The following is an 11,749-nucleotide window of genomic DNA, read 5'->3' on the forward strand; positions in this document are numbered from 1 at the left end:
TATGACGGCCGGCGCGCTCATGGCCGCATCAGCACCGAGGCCGCCGGGAAACTCTCGGCGAAATCGGGTCGCAGGGGGGCGACGAAGACGTTCTCGGTGCGGGTGCGGGTGATTTTCCAGTGCCCGTCGATGCGGCGGAACGCATTGTTGAGCCGGCTCGAACGCAACAGCGAGGTGCCGTCGGAGAACAGCCACGGCTGGATGTGGATCCACTGCCCGGCGGCCGTATCCCCGTCCACCCGGATCTGCTCGGCGGTCAAATAGTGCGCGTTGAGCACCAGCCGGGGATCACGGTCGGGGCTCCAGAAGCGTTCGAAATGAGCGCGGATGGCGGCCTGTCCGTCCAGCCGTCCGAACTGGCCGTCGTAATATTCGCCGACCCCCTCCCACACCGCGTCCTCGGCGTAGAGCTCCATGATCAGGTCGATACGGTGGGCGTCGTCGGCGACGCCGAACTCCGGGCAGGGGGTATCGCAGAGGAACATGTAGCGCGCCTGCAACCGGCGCACCTCTGCCTCCCCCTCCAGTGTCTCGATCCGGCGCAGCAACTGCTCGACGGTGGCGGTCACGGGTGTCCTCCTTGTTCGCGCGACGGTCGGTGGGTGCGGTCCTGGATCCAGCCGGCGACCCGCAGCAGCTCCGCTTCGGTATGCGGTGCGCCGATCACCTGGATCCCCAGCGGCAGGCCCTGCGAGCTGCGCAGGCCGGGCACCGTCACCACGGGCAGGCCGAGTGCCTGCCAGGCCCGGCTGAGGACCGGGTCGCCGGTGGCGTCGAGCCCGGCGGGCGCGGGGCCGGGGGCGGCGGGTCCGATGATGGCGTCGTAGCCGGTCAGCAGGTCGAGTACCGCCCGCCGGGCGGCGTCGACGATGCCGCGGGCCGCCGCATAGTCCGCGTCGGTGGTGGCGGCACCGGAGCGCAGCAGTTCGGCCAGGGGCCGGCTCAGCTCATCGGCGCGGGCGAGCTCGGCGGCGCGTTCCCGGGCGGCCTCGTAGGCCATTACCACGCGGTGGGCCGCGGTCGCCTCGGCCACGACCTGCTCGGCAGCGAAACCGGTCACGACCGCACCGTCGGCGACGAGCCGATCGTGCAGGGCGGCAACGGCTTCCGTCATATCGCCGGCCACGACATCCAGTGGTTCCGCGCTCCACAGCGCGATCCGGGGCGGGCGGGTGGATTCGGTCAGCGGGTGCGGTGCCGTCATGAGCGCCGACCAGGCGCAGGCGAGGTCGCGGACCTCGGCGGCGTAGAAGCCGTGACTGTCCAGACTGTGCGCGAGACCGGTGATGCCGTCGGTCGCCAGCAGTCCGCGGGTCAGTACCAGCGCGGCAACCCCGCAATAGGCGGCGGGCCGGGTGACCGAACCCGCGGTCTGCGAGCCCACTGCGAGCGGCACCTGACCGGAAGCGACCGCGGCGGCCGAACCGCTGGACGACCCGCCGGGCGTGTGGCCCGGCGCGGCCGGGTTGTGGGTGGGCCCGGGGGCGAAGAAAGCGAATTCGGTGGTGACGGTTTTTCCGGCGGGCACGGCGCCGGCCGCACGCCATCTGCGCACGATCTCGGCGTCCGCGGTCGCCGGGCCGGTATCCGCGCGCAGGGCCGAGCCGCATCGAGTCGGGTAGCCGGCGACGTCGATGATGTCCTTGACGCCCAGCGGAATTCCGGACAATGCACCGGTCGGCTCCGGCGGCCCCGGGGGCGCCGGCCGGGTGACCCAGGCCGCGAGCCGGTCTTCGGTTTCGGCGATCCGGTGCACGCAGCGCTGCCACGCATCGGCGGTGCTGGACTGCCCGCGGGCGATGGCATCGATGAGGTCGCGCAACGACCACGGGGCGTACAGGTTCATCGGTCGCTCCAGGCGGCGTCGGCCGTCCAGTAATCCATACCTGCGGCGCTGACGCCGTGGCGCCACTGCGATGTCCGGCGCAGTGCGGGTTCGGCGAGTGCGGTGGCCCGGTCCGCGGCTTCGGGTCCGTCTTCGGAAACCTGCCAGTGCACCCAGTTCAGTTCCCGGCCGTCGGCATCGTGGGTGAACAGGTCGACGTGGCGCCAGCCGTAGCCGTGGGTGTCGTTGTAGCACATGAGAGTCAGGCGGGCCGGCGCGTCGACCATGCGGTGCCCTCCTGCTCGGTGCGCGGCCGGCCAGGGCCCACGCTGTGGAAGCGGCGCTGGAAATAGACGAGCGCGTCGCAGTCTTCGCTGACATCCACCCGGTCCACACTCACCAGGAAGATCGAATGCGACCCCTGGGTGTGGTCGCTGATGATCCGGCCGACCACCCGCGCGGCAGCCGTGCGCAGCATCGGAATGTCTTCGGTGTCGTGATCCCACATACTCCACGCGAACCGCTCCGCCATCGGGATACCGGTGGCTCCGGCGAAATGGCCGGCCAGTTCCTCGTCGTGCGAACTGAGGATGTTGACACAGAGGCGCACGTTGCGCCGGAAGATATCGTGCGTATAGCTGGACTGATTGACACAAACGAGGATCGTGGGCGGCGAATCGGTGACGGAGCACACCGCGCTGACGGTGATACCAGCGCGACCACCCGGTCCGTTCGTGGTGACGACATTGACTGCGGCCGAAAGATTCGACATCGCCGCCCGGAAGTCACGCTGCTCGGCGGTCAATTGCTTGGTCATACAACTGACGCTACGAGTGATCCACGCCTCGAGGTATCGAGATTTTCTCCGCCCGCTCTGAAGGTTTTCCCTACGCGATCACGGGGTCGGCAGGACGAATCCGAAGACCGCTCCGCCGCCGTCGGCGGGGCGGCACCAGATACTGCCGTGCTGCCGGGTGATGATCCGGTAGCTCAGTGCCAGCCCGATGCCGCTGCCGTGTGATTTCGAGGTGAACGATTCCTGGAACGGATCCTGGGAGACGCCGCGACCGTGATCGCGGACGGTGAAACAGCCGCCGTCGTCACGCACAGCGGTGGTGAGCACGATATGCCGGGATTCAGCGGGGCACTGTGCCATTTCGTCGATGGCGTTGAAACAGAGGTTCACGATCACCTGCCCCGTGAGGACCCGTTCGCAGCGGACCTCCACCGGTGCCGGGTCGAGCCGCAGCTCGACTCGCACCCCGGCCTCGTCGGCCCGGATCCGCACGAAGTGCAGGCATTCGGCGACGATATCGTTGAGGTCGGCCACCTGCTCCACCTGCTCGAGGTGCCCCACGAAGGCGCGTAACGCCGAGACGATCGTCGCCGCGCGGTCGATCTGCTCGAGCGCCGCGTCCAGACCGAAGCTCACCCGGTTGTCGAGGAGTTCGCCGCCGGGCAGATGCGAGCGGCTACCGGCGATGTAGTTACCGGCGGCCGCGAGCGGCTGGCCGAGTTCGTGGGCGATCGCCATCGCCATATCGCCCATGGCGTTGTAGCGGGCCAGGTAGTTCTCCCGCCGCAGCTGCAGCCCGCGCTGTTCCTCGTCGCGGATCCGGCGCGATACATCGTGGACCAGGATGAGGAAGGCGGTCACCCCCGGCTCGTCCAGGCGTTCCAGGCTGCCGTCCAGCCATGAGGTCGTGCCGTCCGGCTGGGTTACCTCGAGTCGTACCGAGGTCACCGGGTCGGCATCCTTGGCCACCACTTCCCATTCGGTGCGGCGCCCGTCCCGGTGCAGGTGGGCGTACCGGGTGAGGTGCGGTCCGGCCGGTAGCTCGACGGCCGGGTCCAGGCCGAGGCGGGTGAGTGCGGTATCGGTGGCGAAGCGGATCTCGCCCGATTCGTTCAGTACGAAAGCCATCGTGGAGGTGTGCCGGGCCAGCGCGTCCACATAGGTGGTGGTCAGCCGCAGGGCGCGCTCGGTGCGCTGCTCCCGTTCGATATCGCGGAATTGCACCAGCACCGCCGGCCCGCGCGCGAGTTCGATCCGTGTTGCTACCGCGTCGGTGGGGATTATCCGGCCGGATTTGGACCGGTAGTGCCATTCGATGCGGCGGGAGCCGTACTCGACGGCGTCCTGCAGCCAGGCGCGCCCTATCACGCGGTCGTATTGCTGCGCGGAACTGCTCATATCGTGGGCCTTGAGCGGCCGGATCTCGTCGAGGTCGAATTCGAGCATCGCGCAGGCGGCCGGATTGGCCCACAGAATGTTCTTGGTCGCGGCATCGTGCACGAGTACGCACACATCGGTCGCATTCATCATGGTGGCGAAATCCGAGACGACCAATTCGGGAGCGCGCGGATCGATGGACATCGCGCCAGCGTAGCTTTTCCGCCCATCCGTGTTTCCGGTCGTCCGGGGGCGGCTGAAGATTTCCCCTACGAATGTGGTGGTTCACACCTTGCCGGGCGCGGGGATTACCGATGTCGGTGTGAGCGCGCTCTCCCTACCGTCGAAGAACAGCCCATCGACGACAGGAGCAGGTGATCGTGTCCACCTCCGAAGCCCCGGCCCGGCCCGCGACCGGACCGGCGATTCTGGACGACGTCCTCGCCGAACTCACCGTGCGGCGGGAGGAATTCCACGACCAGAAATACGTTTCACGGGATTTCGTCGCACGGCTCAAAGAGGCCGGAATCTACCGGTCCGCCACTCCGCGGCGATTCGGTGGCGAACCGCAGGCGCCCGCCGATTTCCTGCGCACCGTCGAACGTATTTCGGTGGTCGACGGATCCACCGGCTGGGTCGCCAGTTTCGGCTCCGCCCTGGTGTACCTGGCGGCGCTGCCCCTGGAAACGCAGGCGCAGCTCTACGCCGACAGCCCGGACGTGGTTTTCGCCGGCGGACTGTTCCCGGTCCAGCCCGCGGCGGAGGTCGACGGTGGTGTGCGGCTGGACGGTCGATGGAAGTTCGCCAGCGGTTGTATGGGCGCCGATGTCCTGGGGGTCGGTATCCCCGGTGACGCCGGTACCGCCGGTAAACCCCGCACCGCACTGCTGCGCCCCGACCAGGTCGAAATCGTTCAGGACTGGGATGTCAGCGGGATGCGCGGCACCGGTTCCTTCGACCTCGTGGTGCGCGGGGCAGTGGTGCCGCACGAATGGACCTTCATCCGCGGCGGCGAACCGACGGTCGACGAACCGCTGTACCGGTATCCGGCCATTGCCTATGCCGCCCAGGTGCTGGCCGTGGTCGGTGCGGGCGTGGCGCGGGCCGCGCTGGACTACGCCGTCGAAACCGGTGCGGGCCGGGCCGGGATCACCGGCGCCCCGAAACTGGCCGACCGCCCGTACTACCGGACCGCGGTCGCCCAGGCCGAAGCCGATCTGCGCTCGGCGCGCGCGTACTTCTACGAGGTCACCGAGGAGGTGTGGGCGACGGTACTGCGCGGCGATCCCGCCACTGCCGAACAGAACGCCCACCTGCGGCTCGCGGCGGCGCATATCGCCTCGACCTCGGCGTCGGTGGTGAACCGCATCATCGAGATCTCCGGTACCGCGGCCATCTTCAACGGTCACCCGCTACAGCAGTGGGCGGGCGACGCCCTGGTCCCGCAGCAGCACGCCTTCCTGGGACCCGGCCTGATCGACGCCGCCGGCGCCGTATTCATGGGGCAGCCGCCGACCGTTCCCGGTTTCCACTGACCCGTGACCTCTCCGACGACAGGACCCTTCCGTGACCGACAGCCCACTTCGCGTTCTCTTCTGCCTCGGCATCAACCAGAACTTCTTCGACCTGCCCGAAGGCGGTGTCACCGCCGGTGACGTCTGGACCGCCTTCGTCGCCCTGATGGATGGCATCAAAGCGCTCGACGGGATCGATTTCATCGGCGATATCGACGACGACTCCACCATGGTGGGGCCCTCGGACAGCTGGCCGTGGACGTGCTATCTGCTCGCCGACGCCGACAGTCACGACACCGTCAAAGCCGCGTGCGGCCTGATCCGCACCATCGGTGTGGGCGAAAGCGACTGGAAGCTCTGGAAATTCGTCAAGATCGAGGCCCGCATCGGGCGCGCCCTGACCCCGCGCCAGTACTGACCATCCACCTGCGGAGGAGGCATCATGACAGCCCACAGTGCAGCACCGGCCGAACTCGTCGCCGAGGATCGGGTGGCCGCACGTATGTACACCGACCCGGAGATCTTCGAGCAGGAGATCACCCGGATCTTCGAGAGCACCTGGATCTGGGTGGCCCACGAGTCCGAGCTGCCCACACCGGGCAGTTTCAAATCCACCCATGTGGGGCGCCAGCCGGTGATCGTCACCCGCAACCGCAAGGGTCAGCTCAATACGCTGCTCAACCGGTGCCGGCACCGCGGGGCCAGTATCTGCGAGCAGAAGCAAGGCGTCGCCAACGGTTTCACCTGCCCGTATCACGCCTGGTCCTACAGCTTGGACGGTCAGCTGCGCGGTATCCCGTACCCCGACGGTTACGAGGGCGTGGTCGAGAAGGGCGACCTGTCCCTGCGGAAACTGCGCACCGAATCCTACGGCGGCATGGTGTTCGCGACCTTCGCCGAAGATATCGAACCGCTCGAGGATTTTCTCGGTGACGCCAAGCTGTGGATCGACCGGTTCATGAAACAGGGCGGCGGCTACCCGATCAAGGTGCTGGGTACGCACCGGTTCAGCTTCCACGGGAACTGGAAGATCCAGCTGGAGAACACCACCGACGGCTACCACTTCCCGATCGTGCACCGGTCCTGGATGGCCTCGGTCGATGCCGAAACCGCGGATATGATGTCGTTCATGACCGACCCGGCGGCGGTCACCCATGACCTGGGCAACGGGCACAGTGTCATGCAGATGGTTCCCGAACATTCCGATCTGGATGCCGACGACGGCAGCGAACCGTTGCAGGCCCGTTTCGATGATCTGATCGCCGAGCTGAAGACCACCGGCCTCGACGATGCCGCGATCCGCAAGCTGGTCCGCGCCATGCACGGCACCGGGTTCAACCTCAACCTGTTCCCGAACGTGTCGATGTCGGCGGCGTTCTTCCGCGTGCTGCGCCCCGTGGCCGTCGACGAGACCACGATCGAGCACATCGCGATCGGCCCCGACGGGCCGTCCGAGATCGTGAACCCGGTCAATCGGGCGCGGCTGCGGGTGCACGAACATTTCCAGGGCCCGTTCGGATTCGGTACCCCCGACGACGCCGAGGGCTGGGACCGGGTACAGCGCGGCGCCCAGGCCGCCCCCGATATGCCGATCCTGGTCAATCGCGGCGTGGCACGGGAGAAGCCGAGCCCGGAAGGCTGGCCCACCTCCCATGTCACCGACGAGACCGGTATGCGCGCCGCCTATCACCAGTGGAAGCAGATGATGAGCGATGACTGAAACCCTCACCCCCGCAATGCTGTTCACCGATGCCAGGATCACCCGGGCGATCGAGCTGAGCTGGCGGGAAGCCGACCTGCTCGACCGCAAGGATTACCACACCTGGCAGGACCTCTACACCGCCGACGGCCGCTATGTGGTGCCGATCGACCGCGGCACCGACGATTTCGACAACACCCTCAATATGATCTACGACGACGCCCGCATGCGCGGTATGCGCGTGGTCCGGATGACCGAGGGCTATGCCATCGCCGCCGTCGACGCCGCCGTCACCACCCGCACCGTCTCGCGCTTCGTCGCGGAATCGGTCACCGACGACGAGGTGCACCTGCGGGCGGCACAGATCCTGATCGCCTACAAACGTGGCCGCCACGATATCTGGGCCGGCGATATCGAATACCGCATCCGTCTCGGTGCGACTCCCGCCGACGACCGGATCGCCTTGAAGGTGATCCGGCTGGTCGACAGCGAGGACGCCGTTCCCGCCGCGGGATTCCTGCTGTGAACCCGCCCGTCGCCGTGGTCACCGGGGGTGCGAACGGCCTGGGTGCGCATATCGTGCGCCGGTTGCACGCCGCCGGCCACGCTGTCGCCATCGCCGACCTGGCCGGATCCGCCGCGTCGGCGCTGGCCGAGGAACTGGGCGGTGCCGCGCGCGGATATACCGTCGACGTCGCGGACAAAACCTCCCTGGAGCAGTTGCTTGCGACGGTGGTCGCCGATTTCGGCGGGGTCCAGGTGCTGGTGAACAATGCCGCCCGCACCCAGGCCCGGCCCCTCATGGAGATCACCGCCGAGGAACTGGACGCGGTCATGGCCGTCGGCTTCCGCGGGACGTTCCAGGCCTGCCAGCTGTTCGGCGCCCATATGGCCGCGCACGGTTACGGCCGGATCGTGAACATGGCCTCGCTGGCCGGTCAGAACGGTGGCACCGCCACCGGTGGGCACTACGCGTCCGCCAAAGGCGCGGTCATCACGCTGACCAAGGTGTTCGCGCGTGAACTCGCCCCGGCGGGGGTCACGGTGAACGCCGTCTCGCCCGGTCCGCAGGATTCGCCGGTCGTGCACAACATTGTCGGGGAAGGCAATCTCGACGCCTTCGCCCGGTCCATACCCGTCGGGCGTCTCGGCGATCCGGCATTCATCGCCGATATGGTCGCCCTGCTCGCCTCGCCGGCCGCCGCATCGGTCACCGGGGCATGCTGGGACGCCAACGGCGGCCTCTACATGCGCTAGGAGTTGTGGTGTCCGATATCAAAGTGGTCGTCTCCGAAATTGTTTCGGAGACACCGAGTATCCGGTTGCTGCGGCTGGTGCGGGAGGACGGGGCGCCGCTGGGGCCTTACCGCGCCGGTGCGCATATCGACGTCACCGGCCCGACCGGGATCCTGCGCCAGTATTCGCTGTGCGGGCCACCCGCGGACACCGCGGCACTGGCCATCGCGGTGAAGCGCGAACCGGAGTCGCGAGGAGGATCGGCCGCGCTGCACCAATTGTGCGAGGGCGACATCATCGAGATCGGCGCACCGCGCAACATCCTCGGTATCGTCCCCGGGGCCGACCGGCACCTGCTGATCGCGGGCGGGATCGGGATCACTCCGCTGCTGAGTATGGCCTATGAATTGCACTCCAGCGGAGAGGATTTCACTCTCGTTTATATCACCCACGACCGCGCGGAGACCGCGTTCGCGGATCTCCTGGAAAACCGCGTGGAGTTTCGTGACCGGGTGCGCCTGCATACCGGTCTGTCCCGTGACGAGCAGCGTACGGCGCTCGAATCCGTGGCTGCCGCGCTGACCCGGGACAGCGCGGTCTACACCTGCGGGCCCACCGGTTTCATGGAGACCGTCGCCCAGATCGTGACACCGGTGGTCGGTGAAACCAATCTCCACACCGAGCATTTCGAAGCGACCGAGGTCGACAACAGCGGCGATACCGCATTCACCGTCGAACTCGACACCGGCGAGAGCTTCGAGATCCCCGCCGACCGCTCCATCCTGTCGGTGCTCGAGGACAACGGTATCGACGTCTTCAAATCCTGTGAAGAAGGGATCTGCGGGTCCTGTGTATCGAATGTGCTCGACGGCGAACCCGAACACCGCGACAATTGCCTGTCGGCCGCGGACAAGGCGGCCGGTAATCAGATGGCGCTCTGCGTCTCCCGGTCGAAATCTCCGAGGCTTGTCATCGAATTGATCTGACCGCGCTCGGCAGATAAAGGAATTCCGTACTCGCAGGGGGAATTCTTCGCATGTCCGTCGTCATATCGGACCCCTACTGTGTAGGAAATCACACAGCCCGAAAGATGATTCCCATGGACCATTCCCCCTCCAATTCCGCTGATTCCCCAGGGAATTCCGGCCTCGACGAATTGGCACGCGAACGGCAATCGCTGGTTTTCCGGCTGAGCGCGATCGTTTTGATCCTGTTCTTCCCCCTGCCCATTCTGGGTGGTTTCACCTCGGCACTGGATGCGGTGGTCGTCGGTGGCGTCACCGTCGCCTGGATCTATGCCCTGGCGCAGTTCGTCATCGCGATCGTGGTGGCCCGCTACTACATGGCCCGCGCCGCCGCACTGGAAGCCCGGCTCGCGCAGGAAGGCACCCGCGCATGAACCTCGTCTCCGCCTCCCTCTTCGCGGCCCTGGTCGCCGTCACCCTCGGTATCACCGCGTGGGCGGCCCGCCGGAACAAGTCCGCCGCCGACCACTACGTCGCCGGTGGGGCGCTCACCGGCCGGCAGAACGGCGTCGCGATCGCCGGGGATTTCATCTCCGCCGCATCGTTTCTCGGCGTCACCGGTGCTATCGCACTCACCGGTTTCAACGGCTTCTATCTCGCCGTGTTCGTTCCCGTCGCCTTCGTGCTGGCGCTGCTGCTCATCGCCGAACCGCTGCGTAACCTCGGCCGGTTCACCCTCGCCGACGTACTGGCCACCCGATTCCCGGGCAAGGATGTCCGGTCGCTGATGGCGATCAGCACCGTGGTGATCAGTGTGGTCTATCTGGTGTCGCAGCTGGTGGGTGCGGCGCTGCTGGTATCACTGCTGTTCGACCTGGACTATGCGGTCGCGGTGCTGATCATCGGCGCCCTCACCACCGCCTACACCCTGGTCGGCGGCATGCTGGCCACCAGCTGGATCCAGATCATCAAAACCGGCCTGCTGCTGGTGTGTGCGGTGGCGTTGTTCGTCCTGGTGCTGGTGCGCTTCGATTTCAACCCGTTCGGGCCGTTCAGTACCGCGCTCGCCGAGTTCGGTGAGCAATTCGTCGCGCCGCAACGCTCCGGCGACGCCGCCTCGTTCGACCAGTTGTCGCAAACCGTCGGTCTGGTACTCGGTGTGCTCGGCCTCCCGCATGTGATGATCCGGTTCCTGACCGTGCCCGACGCCAGGCAGGCCCGCACCTCGGCCTATACCTCCATCTGGATTTTCTTCGGTTTCTACCTGATGATCCCGGTGCTCGGGTACGGCGCCGCCGTGCTGGTCGGTCCCGATACCATCGCCGCGGAGAACAAGGGCGGCAATCTTGCCGTGGCACAGCTCGCCGAAACCCTCGGCGGTGGTGTCCTGCTCGCCTTCGTGGCCGCGGTCGCCTTCGTGACCATCCTCGCGGCCCTGTCGGGGCTGGTCATCGCCACCTCGGGTGCCATCGCCCACGACCTCTACGGTCAGGTGCTGCGCAACGGGAAGGTGTCGTCGGCCGCCCAGCACCGCGCGGCTCGTATCGCCACCGTCGCCACCTGCCTGGTCGGTGTGGCGATCGCCTTCGCCGCGCAAAAGCAGAACGTGGCGTTCCTCGCCTCGCTCGGAATGTCGATCGCGGCCTGTGCGAACCTGCCCGCCCTCCTGCTGACACTGTATTGGCGCAGGATGACTGCCCGGGCGGTGATCTCCGGTATCGTCACCGGCCTCGTGCTGTCGGTCGCGGTGATCCTGCTCAGCCCGGTCGTCCAGGGACCGGACTCGGTGCTGCCGTTCTCCAACCCGGCGCTGGCTGTCGCCCCGATCTCTTTCGTGATCTCGGTTCTCGTTGCACTTGCGACGTCCCCGAAGGGGGCCGATGCGCTCGCTGCCGGTGCGGTGTTCCGGTCCTTGCGCACTCGTGCGCTGACCGGGCGGGCGGCCGAACCGGAGGAACCGGTGGCCGTACCGTCCTGACCGGACTGCGGAATCTGTTGCCGGCCACCCAGGATGTGGGGGTGGGCGGGAACTTTTCGTCTGGGGGGGGGGGTCGGGCGCCGGGCCGGGGTGGGGTGGGGGGGCCGCCGCGCCGGTGGGCGGTCGGGCGGTGGGGGGTATTTCGGGGGGCTGCCGTTCGCCGGAGAGGCATTCGCCCTGGGGGGCGTGGCCGCCGTCGGGGCGGCCGCGCCCCCCCCCCCCCGGAGCCGGTCGAGCCGAGGCCGCGCCGGATGTGGTGGATGCGGGCCTTCGCCTTCGGGGGCCTGCTCATCGGGCTGTCGGTATTCCAGGTGGAGTACGACTTCGGCGTCGAACAGTTCCGGCTGGTACTGCAGCCC

General features: G+C 67.4%; 13 protein-coding genes. 8 read left to right on the plus strand and 5 right to left on the minus strand.

Annotated features, from left to right (window positions below):
* Window positions 1-17 precede the first annotated feature (17 nt).
* The 5 genes from QH196_RS29485 to QH196_RS29505 form a co-directional block, all read right to left on the minus strand.
* Complete coding sequence (locus tag QH196_RS29485) at window positions 18-569, minus strand: nuclear transport factor 2 family protein (RefSeq protein ID WP_280419120.1); 552 nt, start codon at window positions 567-569, stop codon at window positions 18-20.
* The gene (locus QH196_RS29490; protein ID WP_280419121.1) at window positions 566-1,846 is read right to left on the minus strand and encodes an amidase; all 1,281 of its coding nucleotides are present in this window, start codon (window positions 1,844-1,846) and stop codon (window positions 566-568) included. The genes QH196_RS29485 and QH196_RS29490 overlap by 4 nt, the downstream gene beginning before the upstream one ends.
* Window positions 1,843-2,112 carry a hypothetical protein gene (locus QH196_RS29495; RefSeq protein ID WP_280419122.1) on the minus strand — a complete coding sequence of 90 codons (270 nt, stop codon included), beginning with the start codon at window positions 2,110-2,112 and terminating at the stop codon, window positions 1,843-1,845. Before QH196_RS29495 ends, QH196_RS29490 begins: the two co-directional genes overlap by 4 nt.
* Window positions 2,088-2,642, minus strand: a complete 555-nt coding sequence (locus QH196_RS29500; protein WP_280419123.1) for a flavin reductase — start codon at window positions 2,640-2,642, stop codon at window positions 2,088-2,090. Before QH196_RS29500 ends, QH196_RS29495 begins: the two co-directional genes overlap by 25 nt.
* Window positions 2,643-2,720: 78 nt before the next feature.
* Complete coding sequence (locus QH196_RS29505; RefSeq protein WP_280419124.1) at window positions 2,721-4,202, minus strand: PAS domain-containing sensor histidine kinase; 1,482 nt, start codon at window positions 4,200-4,202, stop codon at window positions 2,721-2,723.
* 170 nt (window positions 4,203-4,372) lie between these two features.
* Here QH196_RS29505 and QH196_RS29510 point away from each other — a divergent pair, with 170 nt between their 5' ends.
* The 8 genes from QH196_RS29510 (at window position 4,373) to QH196_RS29545 (ending at window position 11,390) form a co-directional block, all read left to right on the plus strand.
* Window positions 4,373-5,533 carry an acyl-CoA dehydrogenase family protein gene (locus QH196_RS29510; protein ID WP_280419125.1) on the plus strand — a complete coding sequence of 387 codons (1,161 nt, stop codon included), beginning with the start codon at window positions 4,373-4,375 and terminating at the stop codon, window positions 5,531-5,533.
* Between the two features lie 31 nt (window positions 5,534-5,564).
* Window positions 5,565-5,930, plus strand: coding sequence for a hypothetical protein (locus tag QH196_RS29515; RefSeq protein ID WP_280419126.1), 366 nt, complete (start codon window positions 5,565-5,567; stop codon window positions 5,928-5,930).
* Between the two features lie 24 nt (window positions 5,931-5,954).
* Window positions 5,955-7,232, plus strand: a complete 1,278-nt coding sequence (locus tag QH196_RS29520; RefSeq protein WP_280419127.1) for an aromatic ring-hydroxylating oxygenase subunit alpha — start codon at window positions 5,955-5,957, stop codon at window positions 7,230-7,232.
* Window positions 7,225-7,737 (plus strand): aromatic-ring-hydroxylating dioxygenase subunit beta, encoded by a 513-nt coding sequence (locus tag QH196_RS29525; protein WP_280419128.1) that lies wholly within the window; start codon window positions 7,225-7,227, stop codon window positions 7,735-7,737. The genes QH196_RS29520 and QH196_RS29525 overlap by 8 nt, the downstream gene beginning before the upstream one ends.
* Window positions 7,734-8,468: an SDR family NAD(P)-dependent oxidoreductase gene (locus tag QH196_RS29530; RefSeq protein ID WP_280419129.1), complete on the plus strand. Its 735-nt coding sequence runs from the start codon at window positions 7,734-7,736 to the stop codon at window positions 8,466-8,468. The genes QH196_RS29525 and QH196_RS29530 overlap by 4 nt, the downstream gene beginning before the upstream one ends.
* Window positions 8,469-8,476: 8 nt before the next feature.
* Window positions 8,477-9,433, plus strand: coding sequence for a PDR/VanB family oxidoreductase (locus QH196_RS29535; protein ID WP_280419130.1), 957 nt, complete (start codon window positions 8,477-8,479; stop codon window positions 9,431-9,433).
* A gap of 113 nt (window positions 9,434-9,546) precedes the next feature.
* Window positions 9,547-9,846, plus strand: a complete 300-nt coding sequence (locus QH196_RS29540; RefSeq protein WP_280419131.1) for a DUF485 domain-containing protein — start codon at window positions 9,547-9,549, stop codon at window positions 9,844-9,846.
* A complete protein-coding gene (locus QH196_RS29545; protein ID WP_280419132.1) occupies window positions 9,843-11,390 on the plus strand; it encodes a solute symporter family protein in 1,548 nt (515 codons plus the stop codon). Before QH196_RS29540 ends, QH196_RS29545 begins: the two co-directional genes overlap by 4 nt.
* Window positions 11,391-11,749: the final 359 nt, after the last annotated feature.

Origin of the sequence: Nocardia carnea (genome assembly GCF_029868325.1) — a bacterium.
Classification (GTDB): domain Bacteria; phylum Actinomycetota; class Actinomycetes; order Mycobacteriales; family Mycobacteriaceae; genus Nocardia; species Nocardia carnea_C.